The sequence below is a fragment of the Acinetobacter sp. YH12049 genome (assembly GCF_013419875.1).
GTDB lineage: Bacteria > Pseudomonadota > Gammaproteobacteria > Pseudomonadales > Moraxellaceae > Acinetobacter > Acinetobacter amyesii.
The window spans coordinates 25,386-43,358 of the sequence record NZ_VOZH01000003.1 but is presented as its reverse complement, the minus strand read 5'-3'; the positions used below and the strand labels follow the sequence as shown (position 1 = coordinate 43,358).

16 protein-coding genes, 2 tRNA genes and 1 pseudogene are annotated in these 17,973 nt (G+C 40.3%); 12 read left to right on the top strand and 7 right to left on the bottom strand.

Annotation, left to right across the window (positions count from 1 at the left end):
• The first annotated feature begins 100 nt into the window (after positions 1-100).
• From FTU05_RS01905 to FTU05_RS01890, 4 genes are read left to right on the top strand one after another with little or no spacing between them, the layout of a single operon-like run.
• Entirely contained in the window at positions 101-946 is an 846-nt protein-coding gene (locus FTU05_RS01905) for a GIY-YIG nuclease family protein (protein WP_180020673.1), read from the top strand.
• Positions 947-1,001: 55 nt separating this feature from the next.
• Positions 1,002-1,523 carry a PadR family transcriptional regulator gene (locus FTU05_RS01900; RefSeq protein WP_180164069.1) on the top strand — a complete coding sequence of 174 codons (522 nt, stop codon included), beginning with the start codon at positions 1,002-1,004 and terminating at the stop codon, positions 1,521-1,523.
• Positions 1,520-1,837 carry a DUF3861 domain-containing protein gene (locus FTU05_RS01895; protein ID WP_180109425.1) on the top strand — a complete coding sequence of 106 codons (318 nt, stop codon included), beginning with the start codon at positions 1,520-1,522 and terminating at the stop codon, positions 1,835-1,837. Before FTU05_RS01900 ends, FTU05_RS01895 begins: the two co-directional genes overlap by 4 nt.
• A gap of 13 nt (positions 1,838-1,850) precedes the next feature.
• The gene (locus FTU05_RS01890; RefSeq protein WP_180026651.1) at positions 1,851-2,111 is read left to right on the top strand and encodes a DUF2798 domain-containing protein; all 261 of its coding nucleotides are present in this window, start codon (positions 1,851-1,853) and stop codon (positions 2,109-2,111) included.
• A gap of 13 nt (positions 2,112-2,124) precedes the next feature.
• On the opposite strand, the gene FTU05_RS01885 is transcribed toward FTU05_RS01890, so the two are convergent.
• The gene (locus FTU05_RS01885) at positions 2,125-2,475 is read right to left on the bottom strand and encodes a co-chaperone YbbN (protein WP_180109426.1); all 351 of its coding nucleotides are present in this window, start codon (positions 2,473-2,475) and stop codon (positions 2,125-2,127) included.
• A gap of 131 nt (positions 2,476-2,606) precedes the next feature.
• Here FTU05_RS01885 and FTU05_RS01880 point away from each other — a divergent pair, with 131 nt between their 5' ends.
• The gene (locus tag FTU05_RS01880) at positions 2,607-3,599 is read left to right on the top strand and encodes an NAD(P)H-quinone oxidoreductase (RefSeq protein ID WP_180164067.1); all 993 of its coding nucleotides are present in this window, start codon (positions 2,607-2,609) and stop codon (positions 3,597-3,599) included.
• Between the two features lie 154 nt (positions 3,600-3,753).
• Here the strand turns inward: FTU05_RS01880 and FTU05_RS01875 are convergent.
• Both FTU05_RS01875 and FTU05_RS01870 read right to left on the bottom strand, forming a co-directional pair.
• Positions 3,754-3,839, bottom strand: a tRNA-Leu gene (locus FTU05_RS01875).
• Positions 3,840-3,849: 10 nt separating this feature from the next.
• Positions 3,850-3,923: transfer RNA gene (locus FTU05_RS01870), tRNA-Cys, on the bottom strand.
• A gap of 152 nt (positions 3,924-4,075) precedes the next feature.
• On the opposite strand from FTU05_RS01870, the gene folD reads away from it, so the two are divergent.
• Both folD and FTU05_RS01860 read left to right on the top strand, forming a co-directional pair.
• Positions 4,076-4,924, top strand: a complete 849-nt coding sequence (folD, locus tag FTU05_RS01865) for a bifunctional methylenetetrahydrofolate dehydrogenase/methenyltetrahydrofolate cyclohydrolase FolD (RefSeq protein ID WP_180164065.1) — start codon at positions 4,076-4,078, stop codon at positions 4,922-4,924.
• A 265-nt stretch (positions 4,925-5,189) separates the two neighbouring features.
• Positions 5,190-5,858 carry a methyltransferase gene (locus FTU05_RS01860; protein WP_078189884.1) on the top strand — a complete coding sequence of 223 codons (669 nt, stop codon included), beginning with the start codon at positions 5,190-5,192 and terminating at the stop codon, positions 5,856-5,858.
• Between the two features lie 65 nt (positions 5,859-5,923).
• Here the strand turns inward: FTU05_RS01860 and FTU05_RS01855 are convergent, their stop codons facing one another.
• The 3 genes and pseudogenes from FTU05_RS01855 to FTU05_RS01845 all read right to left on the bottom strand — a co-directional run bounded on the left by FTU05_RS01855 (position 5,924) and on the right by FTU05_RS01845 (position 9,476).
• Positions 5,924-6,352 carry a hypothetical protein gene (locus tag FTU05_RS01855; protein ID WP_078193296.1) on the bottom strand — a complete coding sequence of 143 codons (429 nt, stop codon included), beginning with the start codon at positions 6,350-6,352 and terminating at the stop codon, positions 5,924-5,926.
• A 198-nt stretch (positions 6,353-6,550) separates the two neighbouring features.
• Positions 6,551-7,870, bottom strand: coding sequence for an MFS transporter (locus tag FTU05_RS01850; protein ID WP_180041673.1), 1,320 nt, complete (start codon positions 7,868-7,870; stop codon positions 6,551-6,553).
• Positions 7,871-8,157: 287 nt separating this feature from the next.
• Positions 8,158-9,476 (bottom strand): annotated as a pseudogene (locus FTU05_RS01845) (MFS transporter).
• A 342-nt stretch (positions 9,477-9,818) separates the two neighbouring features.
• Between FTU05_RS01845 and glpD the strand changes: the two are divergent.
• The gene (gene glpD / locus FTU05_RS01840) at positions 9,819-11,336 is read left to right on the top strand and encodes a glycerol-3-phosphate dehydrogenase (protein WP_180164063.1); all 1,518 of its coding nucleotides are present in this window, start codon (positions 9,819-9,821) and stop codon (positions 11,334-11,336) included.
• An 80-nt stretch (positions 11,337-11,416) separates the two neighbouring features.
• Here glpD and FTU05_RS01835 read toward each other — a convergent pair whose 3' ends face one another.
• Positions 11,417-13,249, bottom strand: coding sequence for a phosphoenolpyruvate carboxykinase (GTP) (locus FTU05_RS01835; RefSeq protein ID WP_078189879.1), 1,833 nt, complete (start codon positions 13,247-13,249; stop codon positions 11,417-11,419).
• A 413-nt stretch (positions 13,250-13,662) separates the two neighbouring features.
• Between FTU05_RS01835 and FTU05_RS01830 the strand changes: the two genes are divergently transcribed.
• The 4 genes from FTU05_RS01830 to groL all read left to right on the top strand — a co-directional run bounded on the left by FTU05_RS01830 (position 13,663) and on the right by groL (position 17,549).
• Complete coding sequence (locus tag FTU05_RS01830) at positions 13,663-14,601, top strand: diacylglycerol kinase family protein (RefSeq protein WP_078192968.1); 939 nt, start codon at positions 13,663-13,665, stop codon at positions 14,599-14,601.
• Positions 14,582-15,367, top strand: coding sequence for a metallophosphoesterase (locus FTU05_RS01825; RefSeq protein ID WP_180055802.1), 786 nt, complete (start codon positions 14,582-14,584; stop codon positions 15,365-15,367). The genes FTU05_RS01830 and FTU05_RS01825 overlap by 20 nt, the downstream gene beginning before the upstream one ends.
• Positions 15,368-15,550: 183 nt before the next feature.
• Complete coding sequence (gene groES, locus FTU05_RS01820; protein WP_078192966.1) at positions 15,551-15,841, top strand: co-chaperone GroES; 291 nt, start codon at positions 15,551-15,553, stop codon at positions 15,839-15,841.
• Positions 15,842-15,914: 73 nt separating this feature from the next.
• Entirely contained in the window at positions 15,915-17,549 is a 1,635-nt protein-coding gene (groL, locus tag FTU05_RS01815; RefSeq protein WP_180111635.1) for a chaperonin GroEL, read from the top strand.
• Positions 17,550-17,973: the final 424 nt, after the last annotated feature.

Here is a 17,973-nt window from a genome sequence, read left to right as displayed (position 1 = left end):
GAATATATAATTTAAAAAGTGCTTATGTTTTAATCAAAAAAACAAATATTATTTCGTGGTAATCTATTGTAAATAAACAATATAAAATCAAAAGGGTTGTATGAATATTAGGCAAAAACTTATTGATGTTGGTTTTAAAAATGTGGGGTTCTGGAATATTGGGAGCAGTAAGGAATTAATTTATAAGTTAAATTATTCATCTGGTGTAGAAAATATACTGTATGCGTTTATAGAGAATAATGAATTGCTCTATATTGGTAAAACTACACAAAATTTAGATAATAGGTTTAAAGGTTATCTAAAGCCAGGTCGTACCCAAACTACAAATATTCGAAATAATTTTGAATTAACTAGATTGATTAGCATGGGCAAGGTCATTGAAATTTGGTTATTTGAAGATGTTGGATTAATGGAATATGGAGGGTTTAAGCTTAATCTAGCTGCTGGTTTGGAAGATAGTTTGATAAAAGAATTGAAACCTAAGTGGAATGGAAATAGGTTCAAAATCAATGAAATCAATGAAATCAATGAAATCAATGAAATCAATGAAATCAATGAAATCAATGAAATCAATGAAATCAATGAAATCAATGAAATCAATGAAATCAATGAAATCAATGAAATCAATGAAATTAATGAAATGCCAATATATAAGTTGACTTTGCATGATACGTATTTTAATTGGAGCTGTATTAACTTTGGAATTTCATATTCTAGCTACTTAGGTACGCATGAAAGTCAAATGGATATTTATGTTGGTGATGGTGCTATTCCGCTAGATATAGCTAAAATAGATCGAAATGCTAATAAAAATGGATCAGTTAGGATAAGGCCATTTAAGGGTAAAAAATTACAATTCTGGTTTAGTGAAAATTGTAAACCGATGGAAGTAGTTAATATTTTAATTGAAGCTCCAAACAAAATAAGAATTAAAAAAGTAGGTTAATATAATTCAATTGTATTAAGATATATCTTAATTAATCTTAAGGTGTATCTTTGCAATGTCAAATTCAGACCTTTTGGACGTAAGCGATAGTCCAGTTAAAACCCGAAAACGCCTGTTTGAAGCAGGGCACATGAAACTATTGGTGCTGCATCTGATCTCCCAAGCGCCTAAGTTCAGCTATGACATTATCAAAGATGTCGGCGCAATCGTAGGCGGTGGCTACAGCCCAAGCACAGGAACAATTTACCCAACGCTGAATTACCTAGAAGAACAGCAATACATACACGCAGAACTTAATGCCGAAGACCGTAAACAATACAGCGTTACGCAGTCAGGCTTAGTACATCTAGATGCAGAAAAAGCCACTGTAGAGAAAATCCTCTGCCGTTTTGATACCCGCAAGCAAATTCATAACAATGAACAATACGTTGATATCAAACGTGCGATGGAAAACCTAAAAGCATCACTACGCATCAAAATTCAGCATTGTGAACTGACACCCGAACAGGTGTATGCCATTGCAGAAAAAATCGATCAGGCGGCAGTCGAAATCAGCCGTATGGAGGCGACGCAATGAAACAGCATCAATATGAAATTACGCTCAAGCACATTGCCGATGCACAGGGCAATCCATCGACCTATACCGAAGCTTTAAAGTTTAATGCCTACAACCATGATGACCTGTTTAAGGTGCTGGAGCATTTGACCAAAGCGCAATTATTAGATGATGAAAAGACCAAAGCCTTTGCCGTGGGTCTGAAACTATTTGGTGAAACTTTGTTGGAAAATAAAGACCATCCTTTATTTAAAGATTTCATGCCGTATTTTGGTCAGTTTATGAAAACACTAAAACAAACCGTAAAAGCCCAGAACGCAGCCCAAGACGAATAATAGGTATTTACAGATGAATCAACTCCCAAAATTTCATCCCAAACACATGACTTGGCTGATGCCCTTAATCTTGTCCGGCATTATGAGCGGTTCAATTTCTTGCTTTAACATGCTGATGAATAAAGGCTTGGTTGAAGGTTTTCTTGGTATTTGGCTTCGCGCATGGAGCATGTCGTGGATGATGGCCTTTCCGCTCATTTTGATCGTGTTGCCATTGGTGCGTAATACGCTAATGAAGTTTGTACGCCTGCCGAATGAGCCTGCATCCAAATAAAAGGAAAATTTTCTTAGTCATCGTCTGAGTGTGACTGCATCGCATCTTGAATGATGGTTGTTAATTCAGTCAGTGATTTGACACCTGCAATACGTTGAATCACTTGCCCGCGATAAAACAGCAAGGTTGAAGGCAGTCCATAAACGTTATAGCGCAAAGTCAGTATCGGTGAGGAATCAATATTTACCTTGCCAAATTTGAGCCGTGCATGCTGCGTAGATATTTGCTTTGCACACTGCTCAAATACAGGGAAGTTCTGCACACAGGGCGCGCACCAATCTGCATAGAAGCGAATCACGGCAAAACCATCGAACCATTCATAGTCGCTAGCGTTATCTTCATTGTATTCAACGATCTGAGACATGCTTGGCCTATTATTCATTTATGAAATACAGTACAGATTATACATAAGTCCATGTTTATTCATTCTGCGGCATTTCTATGTTCAAATAGTGCAGAGATAGATGAATAGTCAATAATTGAAAAGGAAAAACAATGTCACAGCAAAGCATGCAGCAGGTCATTATTACTGAGCCAGGCGGTGTAGATAAACTGGCCTATGAAAGCGTTGCCATCCCAGATGCGAAAGCGGATGAAGTGTTGGTTAAAGTGCATGCCTTTGGTATTAACCGTCCAGACATTTTACAGCGCCAAGGCTTGTACCCAATGCCGAAAGGGGTAACACCAGTACCGGGTCTGGAAGTGGCGGGTGAAGTGGTTGCTGTCGGTGCAGAGGTTACTTTATTCCAAGTAGGTGATAAAGTCTGCGGTCTGACCAATGGTGGCGGTTATGCAGAATATTGCGTGGTGCCTGAAAGCCAAACCATTCGTATTCCTGAAGGTGTAAGCTTTATTCAAGCAGCAGCGATTCCTGAAACGTTCTTTACCGTATGGGCGAATGTATTCCAAATGGGTAAAGCCAAAGCAGGTGAAACGGTGCTGATACATGGTGGAACCAGTGGTATTGGAACCACGGCAATCATGCTGTGTAATGCCTTAGGCATGAAAACCTTTGCAACAGTCGGTTCAGATGAAAAAGTGGTAGCGATCTCTGATATCACGCATGCGATTAACTACAAGACTCAAGACTTTGAGCAAGTGATTAATGAAGCGACCAATGAGCAAGGTGTAGATGTTATTTTAGATATCGTTGGCGCACCGTATTTAGCACAGAACTTAAATCTATTACGTCGTGATGGTCGTTTGGTCTATATAGCCTTCTTAGGTGGTGCAAAAGCCAAAGAAGTAAAACTGGGTCAAATCATGATGAAGCGTTTGACCATTACAGGCTCAACCATGCGTGCGCGTAATACTGCAGAAAAAGCAGAGATTGCCAAAGGCATTCAGGAAAATGTTGTTCCGTTATGGTCTAAAGGTGAATGCCTGCCAATGATTTACAAAACATTTAAGTTTGACCAAATTCAAGAAGCACATGCAGCCATGGATACAGGCGACCATGTGGGTAAGATTGTGGTTGAAGTGATCTAAAGTTTTCTTTTTAAAACACGCTGTATTTGTAGGGTGTTTTAAAATAATTAAGGAGGGCAATGTCCCTCTTTTTTATTGTCTTACTAAACTTTAGGCATAAAAAAACCAGCTTATCGCTGGGTTCTTTATTACACCATCTTCAGTAGTAGAAGAATGGTGCCCGAGGCCAGACTCGAACTGGCACGCTTTGTGGGCGGGGGATTTTAAATCCCCTGTGTCTACCGATTTCACCACTCGGGCTTAACAAGATTGGAGGCGGAGGTCGGAATCGAACCGGCGTACACGGAGTTGCAGTCCGCTGCATGACCACTCTGCCACCCCGCCATGTCTTGTTGATGCGTATATTAGCAAGCTCTGAAAAAAAAACAATAGCAGATTCATCTGTATGAGCATAAAAGCAGCATACAAGGTAAAAAATTTAAAATAATCATGTATTATGTGCAAAATTGATTCATATCATCACTTGGAGAAGTGCCGTGGCATTAGTTTTAGATGGTCGTGCATTGGCGAAGAAAATTGAAGCTGACTTGTTGACTCGCGTAGAAGCGCTAAAAGAGAAAACTGGTCGTACCCCAATTCTTGCGACTATTTTGGTAGGTGACGATGGTGCATCTGCAACTTATGTACGTATGAAAGGGAATGCTTGCCGCCGTGTTGGTATGGATTCATTAAAAGTTGAGCTTCCTAAAGAAACTACAACTGAGCAATTGCTTGCTGAAATTGAAAAATTGAATGCAAACCCAGATGTTCACGGTATTTTGTTACAACACCCCGTACCTGATCAAATTGATGAGCGTGCATGTTTCGATGCGATCTCTCTTGAAAAAGACGTAGATGGCGTAACTTGCTTAGGTTTTGGTCGTATGGCAATGGGTGAAGCTGCGTATGGTTCTGCGACTCCTGCAGGTATCATGACCATTTTAAAAGAAAACAACATTGAAATCGCAGGTAAACATGCGGTTGTTGTGGGACGTTCTGCAATTTTGGGTAAACCAATGTCTGCAATGTTACTTGAAGCAAATGCGACAGTGACTACTTGCCACTCACGTACTCAAAACTTGGCTGACTTTGTTAAACAAGCTGACATTATTGTGGGTGCGGTAGGTAAAGCTGAATTGATTCAAAAAGATTGGATCAAACAAGGCGCTGTAGTTGTTGATGCTGGTTTCCATCCACGTGATGGCGGTGGTGTGGGTGATATTCAATTGGTAGGTATTGAAGAAATTGCTTCTGCGTATACACCTGTTCCGGGTGGTGTAGGCCCAATGACCATTACAACGTTGATTCGTCAAACTGTTGAAGCTGCTGAAAAAGCGTTGGGTTAATCTTTTAATAAAAAGATCTTAAAGTCACAACGGAGTCTTACCGTTGTGACTTATAAATGTAAGAAGCTCGTATGTTACTTTTGTTTCGGCAAAAGTAACCAAAACCATTTGTCATCTGCTGAACTCGACATAATCAGCTTTTTGATTAATGGTGTCGCAGAAACAGTGTTCATTCGATTAAGGTCTGTCTCGCACAGCAGCAGATGACGATGTCGCGTATCTGATACGTTTATAAATTCAAATAAAATCATCTCCAAGGCTTAATATGAGCTGTACTTTCCAATTTCCCAAAGCCCCTGAACATTTACTGAAAGCACTGCATGAAGTCATTCCGCATTGTGAATTGCATGCTCAACAGTTGCCTGAAACACCTATTTCTCTATGGTTGATTCCACCGGTATTTCCAACCGATAAATTGGATGATGAAGTCATTCGTCGTATATGGAATGATACGCCGTATTGGATTTTCTGCTGGGCTTCAGGGCTTGCTATGGCGCAGTGGCTATTGGCTGAGCCGCATCATGTCAAAGATAAAGTGGTGTTGGACTTTGGTGCAGGTTCAGGCGTGGTGGCGATTGCAGCAAAAATGGCAGGGGCGAAACGCGTGATCTGCTGTGACATCGACCAAGTGAGCCTAGATGCCTGCCGTGCCAATGCAGAGTTGAATAATGTCGAACTTGAATATTTGGATGATCTGTATAAAGCCGAACAAGTCGATATTTTATTGGCTGCCGATGTGCTATATGACCAATGCAACCGTTTCTTTTTGGATGAATTTTTAAAGTTTGCTCCAGAAGTGTGGGTGGCAGACAGTCGTGTGAAAAACTTTAGTCATCCTAAATATGAAAAACTCGATGAACGAAGCGCGACGACATGGCCTGATTTGGATGAATCACCTGAGTTTCGAAATGTGAGTTTTTATAAAACCCTATAAATATTGAACCCATAAAAAAAGACGCTCAAAGCGTCTTTTTTTTGTCTTTTGAACAGCAAATTTGATTAAGAACAAGTATAACGAACCACACGTAAGGTGGCAGGGCGAGCATCGAGTGCATCGCGTGCGCCTAAGTTTTCAGAGTTACGAAGGTCTGGGGTATTTGACAGACCGAAGTTCGCACGTGTATTACCAATTTGACGGCCGTACTGGGTATTTTCCAAAGCAGGATTTGCAATTTCGTTCACGCTTAAGATTTGTAATTTATAGGTCTTTTGCGTATTTAATACTTTTTGGCAAGCACGTTGTAATTTATTGGCATCCAGTTGTTGGTTTTGGCGACCCGCTAAAGTATATGCAAGTGTTGCGCTATCTGCAGATTTGGACTCTATTTGAAAGCCCGTTTGACCATTAAAAGCACGTGGAGTGCTTTGGCAAGCAGCCATCGACATTGCGACAATACCCAAACTTAAAACTTTGTAAATATTTTTCATCATTCATTCGCCGTGTGTATTTGTATGATCAGTATGCCATAGTCCGTCTGTCGACTCGATGGCGAAAACCAAGAAAGCAAAAGAAGTTTGATTAAATCTTTGATACTGCCGAAACGATGAATAGATGGAAATGGAGATAAAAAAAGCTCATCAAAATAGGCTTTGATGAGCTTAAGTGGAATAGCAGGGCTGAGCGAATTAATCGTCAGTGATCATGCTATGTTTTTTAGTATCTTTCATGAAGACATAGGTAATTAAAGATAAACCAATCATGAATGTAATGTAGTAGAAGAAGTAGTTTTCATGGCCTGCATTTTTGAAGCTCAAAGCTACAAGTTCTGCGGTACCACCAAAGAGTGTGTTCGCGATGGCATAAGGCAATGCAACACCTAGGGCACGGATGTGTGCAGGGAACAACTCAGCTTTTACTACAGCATTAATCGCAGTATAACCAGTGACAATCACCATACCACTCATGCAAAGCATAAATGCTGTGGTTGGGCTAGTCGTAGAACCGATACCGTTGAAAATTGGAATGGTAAACAGCACACCAAGCACACCAAAGGCGATCATAATTGGCTTACGACCAATTTTGTCTGAAAGCGCACCGATAGCAGGTTGTAAAAGCATGAAGATGAAAATTGCAGCAGTGGTAATTTCAGTAGCTGTGGTTTTTTCAAAGCCAGATGTGTTGACCAAATACTTTTGTAAATAAGTGGTAAAGGTGTTGAACGCTAAAGTACCACCGGCAGTCAACATGATCACAGTGAAGGCTTGTTTAGGGTATTTGGTAAATAACGCTAAAGCACCTGATTTTGGACCACCATTTTTAGCTTGTTCTTGAGCTTCTTTAGAGGATTGAGTTTCAACTAAACCGCGACGAATCCAGAACACCACTATAGCGAGCAACGCACCGATGAAGAACGGAACACGCCAGCCCCATTCAGTTAAAGCTTGTTCTGAGAAATTGCGTTGCAAGATAATTAAAACGCAAAGTGCCAATAGCTGACCTGAAATCAGTGTGACATATTGGAAACTTGAGAAGAAACCACGATGGTTTTTACCTGCCATTTCAGTCAAATAGGTCGCACTAGAACCATATTCACCACCAACACTTAAGCCTTGGAGTAAACGCGCTAAAAGTAGAATAGCGGGTGCGAGCATGCCTACAGAATCATAGGTTGGTGCACATGCGATCATCAGTGAGCCGACACACATCAACGATACAGACAGTGTTAAACCTGCTTTACGACCTTTACGGTCAGCATAAATACCCATGACCCATGCGCCGATTGGACGCATTAAGAAACCGAGTGCAAAGACTGCAGCCGCTTGTAAGAGTTTTACAGTATTGTCACCATCAGGGAAAAATTGCGGTGCAAAGTAAAGGGTAAAGGCAGCGTAGACATACCAGTCGTACCATTCAACGAGGTTGCCGGCAGATCCGCCGAGGATAGATTTGACACGAGTTTTTCTATCCAATTGTTCAGGAACAACTGGCTCAGATGAGTTTGACACATCATTCTCCAAGGAATGAATGCAAAACATATCCATTTAAACTCTTTGGGAAAAGTTTAAATCAATATATTTTGTCGAAATGGGAGATGGAACTATATTTATTTAATTTATACTCCTGTTGTCGCAGAAAATCATGCGACTTTAGTCTATAAAATGCGATATTTTTGACCAGATACATTTTTCACGACTAAATGAAAAAAACAAAGCCTCATAGACTGAGGCTTTGATGGGGAAAACATGCTGTTTTTGATCAGATTGATTAATAACTCATCTTCAAATAACCCTGATCAATGCTCCTGAATTTTGGAATGGTGTTTGGAGTCTTTCATAAAGACGTAGACCAATAACGAAATAAAAATCATGATGGTCACATAGATAAAGAACCATGACTCGTGACCAGCTTCTTTAAAACTCAGCGCGAAGAATTCTGCCGTACCACCAAAGATGGTATTTGCAAGAGCATAAGGCAGTGCAACACCCAATGCGCGAATATGCGCAGGGAACATTTCTGCTTTTACAACCGCATTGATCGAGGTGTATCCCGTGACAATCACTAGACCTGCGAGACAGAGCCAAAATGCAGTCCAATAATCTTGAGTTTGTCCTAAGGCGCTGAATAGAACATAGGTGAACAGCACTCCTAAGATCCCAAAAGCGATCATTAAAGGCTTACGACCAATTTAATCGGATAGACCACCTGCTAGTGGTTGTAGGCATATAAAAATAAACAGCGCTAAGGTGGTGATTTGCGTGGCCTCAGGTTTACTAAAGCCAGAGGTATTGACCAGATATTTTTGCAAATAGGTGGTGTAGGTATAAAAAGCCAATGTACCCCCAGCTGTTAAAAATAACACCGTGAATGCTTCTTTCGGATAATGCTTAAATAGAGAAAATAAGCCTGATTCAGGCTGGTCCTTTTGCTCTTGTGCATTTTTGAAGGACTGGGTTTCTAGCAGGCCACGTCGAATACGGAAAACCACTACCGCTAAGCACGCACCAATAAAGAACGGAATACGCCAGCCCCAATCATGCAATTGTTCTTCTGTCAGCAACCATTGCAAAATAAGTAGTACGCACAGTGCAGTCAACTGACCTGCAATCAGTGTCACATATTGAAAGCTTGAAAAAAACCACGACGGTCGCGGTCAGCCATTTCACTGAGGTAGGTAGCACTGGCGCCATATTCACCGCCGACACTTAAGCCTTGAATCAGTCGAGCTACCACAAGAATAATCGGCGCTAAAATACCAATTTGGTCATGCGTTGGAGAAATGGCAATCATCAATGAGCCGATACACATGAGTGTGACGGAGAGGGTTAAACCTGACTTTCGACCTTTTTTGTCTGAATAGATCCCCATAATCCATGCACCAATGGGTCGCATGAGGAAACCGACTGCAAAGATGGCCGCAGCTTGGAGAAGCTGTGCAGTCTGGCTACCTTGAGGGAAAAAAGCATGGGCGAAATAGAGGGTGAATGCTGCATAGACATACCAATCGTACCATTCAACAAGATTACCGGCTGAACCACTGAGAATGGATTTTACTCGGGTCTTTGTATCTAAATTTGATTGAGTAACAATTTTTTCCGTCATTTGAAAATCCATCTTTTTTTATTGTGTGAAAATATCTTATGCGTATCGAAAAGCATGAAATGTAAACTAAAAAAGAGGTTTTGTTTAAAAAGTGTACAAATTAACAACTTGTCATGAATTTTGCTTTGAATAATGGCTTGGGCCTTAAAATGATTGATTTCATACTTGAGCCAGCAGGCTTTTAAACGTACATTTAAAATATAACTTCTCATTTAATAAAGGATACAAAAACTCAGTGTAAGGATATCGTGACCAAAATAGGTGTCTTGATCAAAAAATGATGATCAATGAGAAAAATAATAAAGCAAAGAAAACGAAGCATTGTTGAATAAAAAGATATAGTGGGAGGGAGCGATGAATACACAACAACAATCAATATATGACATGGTGGTCATTGGTGGTGGAATCAATGGTGTTGGTATTGCTTGTGATGCAGCGGGGCGTGGTTTAAGTGTTTTGCTTTGCGAAAAAGACGATCTCGCGAGCCATACTTCATCTGCAAGTAGCAAATTAATTCATGGTGGTCTTCGCTATTTAGAACATAAAGAATTTCGTTTGGTACGTGAAGCACTGGCAGAACGCGAAGTTCTGCTTAAAAAAGCCCCTCATATTATTCGACCGATGCGTTTTATCATGCCACATGAACCGCACTTACGTCCGGCTTGGCTAATTCGTACTGGATTATTCTTTTATGATTATTTGGGTAAGCGAGAACAGCTTGCAGGCTCCAATGGAATTGAATTTGATGTGGAAGTTAGTCCTTTAGCACCCAGATTTACTCGAGGGTTTGAATATTCCGACTGCGCTGTGGATGATGCACGCTTGGTTGTACTCAATGCGATACAAGCACGGGAATATGGTGCACAGGTTCTGACTCGAACAGAATGTTTAAATGCATACAGTAAAGCTGGCATTTGGCAAGTGTGTTTAAAAAATGCCAACGGTTTGCAAAATGTGCAGGCTAAAGTATTGGTGAATGCGGCAGGTCCTTGGGTTGCTGACTTTATAAAACAGTGTTTAAAGCAAGAGTCACCTTATGGTATACGCTTAATACAAGGTAGCCATATTATTGTGCCAAGGCTCTTTGAGGGTGATAAAGCTTTTATTATGCAAAATGATGATCATCGCATTGTCTTTGCGATTCCTTATTTAGAACAATATACCCTGATCGGCACGACAGATCGTGAATATCAAGCAGACCCAAATCGAGTAAAGATAAGCCAAGAAGAAATCGATTACTTGCTTGATGTGTCAAATGATCACTTTAAAACTCAATTGACGCAAACGGACATTATTTCAACTTATTCAGGTGTGCGTCCGCTGTGTGATGATGAGTCAGATAATCCAGCCGCAGTCACGCGAGATTACACCTTGGCACTGACCGATGTAGAAGGGGCTGCATTACTTTCAATCTTTGGTGGCAAACTCACCACTTACCGAAAACTTGCAGAAGCGGCGCTAGATCAGCTTAAAACGGTTTTTCATCATCGATCCAAACCTTGGACTGCTGATGCAACATTGCCCGGTGCGGAAAATTTAGAATCGGTAGAGCAGTTGGTAGTTGAAATCCAACAAAAAGTGCGAGGTGTTTCGAGCAGCCTGGCCAGTCGTTGGGCGCATGCTTATGGAACCCGTGTCTGGATTTTGCTGAATCATTTAACTTCGATTGATGAATTGGGGCAAAACTTTGGACATGGCTTGTATGCTCAAGAAGTGGATTATTTAGTTGAGCAGGAATGGGTGAAAAGTTCTGAAGATATTTTGCAAAGACGGACAAAGTTATATTTGCAATTCAGCGCAGCTGAAGTTGATGTTTTGGATGAATATTTAATGGCAATTCGCATAAAACAAAAAGCTCAAGATGTGGCTTAGTGGATATAAAAAAGACCGCACAAGGCGGTCTTTTAAATCTTCCTTAATCCCTCTTTTAAAAGAGGGAAATTAAAGGCGGATTAAGCAGATTTTTTCACAGCTTCTAAAAGCTCGTCTTGACGTGCTTTAAGTGCTTTAGGTAGACGATCACCAAGTTTGTTGAACAATTCAGTGTGGCTTTCAAGTTCTTTGATCCACTGTTCTTTGTCTTGTGAAGTTACAAGATCAAATTGTTCTTTAGTGAAGTCTGAACCAGTCCAGTTCAATTGTTCGTAAGTCGGTACGCGGCCAATTGGAGTTTCAACAGCAGTTGCACGACCTTCACAACGGTCAATGATCCACTCAAGAACACGCATGTTTTGACCGAAACCAGGCCATACGAAGTTGCCTTCAGCATCACGACGGAACCAGTTCACGTTGTAGATACCAGGAAGTTTGTTGCCAGCAGCTTCAGCTTTAGCAGCAACTTGTTCACCAAGCTCTAACCAGTGAGAGAAGTAGTCAGCCATGTTGTAACCCGCAAATGGAAGCATTGCGAATGGGTCACGACGAACGATACCTTGTTGACCAACAGCAGCAGCAGTTGTTTCAGAGCCCATAGTTGCAGCTTTGTAAACACCGTCAACCCAGTCAAATGCTTCTGAAATTAGAGGCACTGTATCTGCACGACGACCACCGAAGATGAACGCAGAAATTGGAACACCTGCTGGATTTTCCCAGTCAGCATCAATAGAAGGACATTGACCAGCTGAAACTGTGAAACGAGCATTTGGATGCGCAGCTTTTTCACCAGCAACGTGTGGCTGACCTTTCCAGTTAGTCAGGTTAGCAGGTGCTTCTTTAGAAAGACCTTCCCACCATACTTCACCGTTGTCAGTTACAGCAACGTTTGTATAGATCACGTCTTTGTGAAGAGTTGCCATACAGTTCGGGTTAGTCTTGGTATTTGTACCAGGCGCTACACCGAAGAAACCAGCTTCAGGGTTGATTGCGTATAGACGGCCGTCTTCACCTGGTTTGATCCAAGCAATATCGTCACCTACAGTTTCAATTTTCCAACCTTCGTAACCCGCTGGTGGAATCAACATCGCGAAGTTTGTTTTACCACAAGCAGAAGGGAATGCAGCTGCGATGTAGTGTTTTTCGCCTTGTGGGTTAGTCACGCCAAGGATGAGCATGTGTTCAGCTAACCAACCTTGTTGACGACCCATAGAAGAAGCAATACGTAAAGCTAGGCATTTTTTACCCAACAATGCGTTACCGCCGTAACCAGAACCGTAAGACCAGATTTCACGAGTTTCTGGGTAATGCACGATGTATTTTTCAGGGTTGCAAGGCCAAGCAACGTCTTTTTGACCTTCTTCAAGCGGAGCACCAACAGTGTGTACGCAAGGAATGAAGTCACCGTCAGTACCAAGTACGTCATAAACAGCTTTACCCATACGAGCCATTTTAGACATGCTTACAGCAACGTAAGGAGAATCAGTAAGTTCGATACCGATGTGAGCAATATGAGAACCTAAAGGACCCATAGAGAAAGGAACTACGTACAAAGTACGGCCTTTCATTGAACCGTCAAATAAACCATTCAGACGAGCACGCATTTCAGCTGGAGCTTCCCAGTTGTTTGTTGCGCCTGCATCTTCTTGTTTTTCAGAACAGATGTAAGTACGACCTTCAACACGAGCAACGTCAGAAGGATCAGAATTAGCAAGGTAAGAACCAGGATGTTTTTCTTGGTTAAGTTCTTGCATAGTGCCGTTAGCGATCATCAAGTCGATATAACGTTGATATTCTTCTGCGCTACCGTCACACCATTCGATTTTTGCTGGTTTGGTTAATTTGGCAATTTCTTCCACCCAAGCAATGAGCTTAGGGTGACGAACGAATTCTGGTGCGTTCACTTGGGTCATGGTGAGGCCTATCTCAAAAATGTACTAACCGTACAAAGTATAATCTGCATCATGGGATACATCATGCAGATAAAAGATGAAAAAAAAGTGGCTGTATTAAAGCATAAATTCATAAAAAAAATAAGACTAAAGAAGTGGTAGATTTTTTTTGGTAGTTAATGCTATTTATATTAAATATAGATAAAATACAATAACTTAACATATTATATGGTGAATTTTAACTTTATTTATTAACGTGATGGACAATATTTTATGTAGTTATTTTTAATAAAAACAAAAAGTTGCATGTAATTGATATTTGAGAATTATTATTGATTAAATAAATGGTGGTAATTCGATTTTTACATAAAGGCGCTATTATTTGCTGTTAAATTCGACAAAATACAATACTAAGCGGCCAAGATGTATAAAAAGTGATTAAACAAGCCAAGCCTTTATCTATTATCTATAATAAAAAATCAGGATTTCATGCTGCAAACAAAGATGAAGTCTATGAGGAACTTGTGCGGATATTATCCGATCATAATTTCGAAATACAGTCATTTGAGCTTGGGCAGGAAGCGAGTTTTGATACTTTAATGAGCAAGGTATTTGCACGCCATAAAGACCCTGATAATTTGGGTGTTGTGGTTGCTGCAGGTGGTGATGGAACCTTAAATGCTGTTGCTCATCAGTTGATGCATACCGATATTCCTATGGGGGTCTTACCTTTGGGCACATTTAACTATGTGGCGCGGGTACTCAATATTCCTCTCGATTTAATTCAAGCGGCACAGGTGATTGCGACAGGCAATAATCGACAGGTGCACGTGGCGCAAATCAATGAACATATCTATTTAAACAATGCCAGTTTGGGCTTGTATCCTTTATTTATACAAAAAAGAGAATTTTATAATCAAAAGTTTGGGCGTTTCCCATTGCATGCTTATACCTCAGGTTTGGATGTGCTGATTCGAGATCGTAAAGAGCTGAAATTGGAAATCGAAGTGGATCATCATATTTATCCAGTCAAAACGCCCTTGATCTTTTTTGGCAATAATCAATTGCAATTGGCCGATTTAAACTTGCAAATCGCTAAAGATGCAGAGGCAGGTAAAGTTGCAGGTGTGGTGGTCGCAAAAAGTGATAAGAAAACGTTATTTAAAATTTTATGGCAATTGATCCGTGGCAATATCGACAATGCACCAGATGTGTATAGTTTTGCCGCTGATGAAGTCACCATACATACCCAACGAAAAAAAATGACCGTTGCTGTGGATGGTGAGATTGTAGAAATGAAACCGCCGCTTAAAATTCGAGTGCAAAAACAAGCCTTAAAGATACGGGTGCCACATGATACTGCATCTGTCTGATCTGCATTTCGGCACTGAAAAGCCAGAGTGTATGCGCGCTATTCAGCAATTTTGTCGTGAACAGCGTATCGAGGCCGTGGTTGCCAGTGGAGACTTGACCCAACGTGCGCGTTATCGTCAGTTTTATGCATGTAAGCAATTTTTAGAAAGCTTAAAGCTGCCTTATATCGTTGTGCCGGGGAATCATGATATTCCGCTATATCATTTATGGAACCGTGTTTTTAGCCCTTTTGCACGTTATCAATTTTTTTTTGGTGCCATGGAAAATGTACTGGAAACCGAGCATTTTTATTTAATTGGGATCAATAGTATTCGCCGTCGTTACCATACGCGAGGGCATGTATCGCTGGAGCAAATACATCATGTCGAGGAATTACTTAAACATGCGCCGCCCAATAAAGTGAAATTAATCATAGCGCATCAACCTTTTTATACGCCGCCCAATGACCCGCATGGTGTGAAAGATTGTCCTGTTCAAGGGCGTTTGGCACTCGAACAGTGGAGTCAACACGGTTTAAATGGTTTATTGCATGGGCATTTACATGTTCCAGCCAGCTATGACCTCAATCAGATTTATGCTTTAGGTGCTGCGCATCCAGTTTGGGATATTCATGCTGGAACTGCAATGTCATATCGCCTACACGATAACCTTGCCAACAGTTTTAATGTCATTGATGAGCAGATGAATGTGCAGCATTATTTTTATCATTCAAAGTTAAAAATATTCGAAGAAAATCTTAGTACTCATATTTTGGATGAGCTTTAATCCTTTAAATTTAAATTTTGAAGAAAAAAAATACAAAAAAATGAAAAAAATTAAATTTTGCCCTTGAAGGGTTTTTTTCCATCCCCACAAAAGTGTCATCTAAATTATTTTTTGTCGATGGCTTATGGAAATCAAAATGTCATCGTCTTTTATCTAGTAAATAGACTTAGTCTGGAGTTAACTATGAGCAATATTCGTCCTTTGCATGACAACGTTGTGATTCGCCGTGTTGAAAAGGAAACTAAAACTGCTGGTGGTCTTATTTTAAGTACTTCAGCAGCTGAACAACCTGCTCAAGGCGAAGTAATCGCTGTAGGTAATGGCAAAGTAACTGACAATGGCGTACGTGCATTAGACGTTAAAGTTGGTGACAACGTATTGTTTGGCACTTATGCCGGTACAAAAGTAAAAGTAGCAGGCGAAGAGCTTCTTATTATGAAAGAGTCTGACATCTTAGCGGTACTTGAAGCTTAAGTTTCGTACACGCATTTAGACCCTTTTATTCATCATAAATTGTTAAAAAATTTAAAAAGATTCGGAGTTAGACATGTCAGCTAAAGACGTAAAATTTGGTGATTCAGCGCGTTCAAAAATGATCGCGGGTGTAAATGTACTTGCAGATGCTGTAAAAGTGACTTTAGGTCCTAAAGGCCGTAACGTTGTCATCGACCGTTCTTTCGGTGCGCCGCACATCACTAAAGATGGTGTTTCTGTTGCTAAAGAAATCACGTTAAAAGACAAGTTTGAAAACATGGGCGCTCAGCTAGTTCGTGAAGTGTCTTCAAAAACCAACGACATCGCGGGTGACGGTACAACAACTGCAACTGTTCTTGCACAAGCAATCCTTAATGAAGGGATTAAATCAGTAACTGCGGGTATGAACCCAATGGATCTTAAACGCGGTATCGATATCGCGGTTAAAGCTGTAGTTGCTGAAATTAAAGCGACTGCAAAACCTGCATCTGACTCTAAAGCGATTGAACAAGTTGGTTCTATTTCTGCGAACTCTGACACCACTGTTGGTAAACTTATTGCTCAAGCAATGGAAAAAGTTGGTAAAGAGGGTGTAATTACAGTTGAAGAGGGTTCAGGCTTTGAAGATTCTCTAGATGTTGTAGAGGGTATGCAGTTTGACCGTGGTTACATCAGCCCGTACTTTGCAAACAAGCAAGATACACTAACAGCTGAACTTGAAAACCCATACATTCTTCTTGTTGATAAAAAAATCAGCAACATCCGCGAATTAATTGCTGTACTTGAAGCTGTTGCTAAAACAGGTAAACCGCTTCTTATCATTGCTGAAGATGTTGAAGGTGAAGCACTTGCAACTCTTGTTGTAAACAACATGCGTGGCATTATCAAAGTTTGTGCTGTTAAAGCACCTGGTTTTGGTGATCGTCGTAAAGCCATGCTTCAAGATATCGCGATTTTAACTGGCGCGACTGTAATTTCTGAAGAAGTAGGCATGTCACTTGAACAAGCGTCTCTTCAAGATTTAGGTACAGCGCATAAAGTTACTGTTTCTAAAGAAAACACAGTAATTGTTGATGGTGCAGGTGTTGCAGAGCAAATTGCTGAACGGGTAACTCAAATTCGTGCGCAAATTGAAGAATCAACTTCAGAATACGACAAAGAAAAACTTCAAGAACGCGTTGCTAAATTGGCAGGCGGTGTTGCTGTAATCAAAATCGGCGCTGCAACTGAAGTTGAAATGAAAGAGAAGAAAGATCGCGTTGACGATGCACTTCATGCAACTCGTGCTGCAGTTGAAGAAGGTGTTGTAGCAGGTGGTGGTGTTGCACTTGTACGTGCTGCAAAAGCACTTGAAGGTGTGTCTGGTGCTAATGATGACCAAAATGTTGGTATCAACATTTTACGTCGTGCAATTGAAGCACCGCTTCGTCAAATCGTTGCGAACTCTGGTGATGAGCCATCAGTTGTAATCAATGCTGTGAAAAACGGTGAAGGTAACTTCGGTTATAACGCTGCAACTTCAGAGTATGGCGATATGTTAGAAATGGGTATTCTTGACCCAGCGAAAGTAACACGTTCTGCGCTTGAGCATGCTGCATCTGTTGCGGGCTTAATGCTTACAACTGAATGTATGATTACTGAAATCCCAGAAGACAAACCTGCTATGCCTGATATGGGCGGTATGGGTGGCATGGGCGGTATGATGTAAGCTAATTACTGTAAATAAAATTAAACCCTGCATTTTGCAGGGTTTTTTTTTGTGACGTATGTTGTAATTTTATGTTAATCTGAATAACATGAGGCAAATTAATGTAAAACATATGATCATTTTTATTTTTTATATTGAGAATAAGAAATTGTTATTGATTTGTATGATTTATATATTGGAATATTTAAAATTTTAATTTATGATTTTATCAATATGTTCTTTATAAGAATAGCAATGATAAATCAAGACGGTAAGCGAATAAAATGTATGAATAAACATTCAAAAGTATTCGATCCCAATTGTGAAAAAATTCTCGTGAGTAAAAAAGAGTTACAGATGCTTTATAAGACAATACGTGACTATGAAGAGAGAATTAATTTTTACGAAGTTGAAAATAAAAAATATTTAAAATTGTTGAATAAGG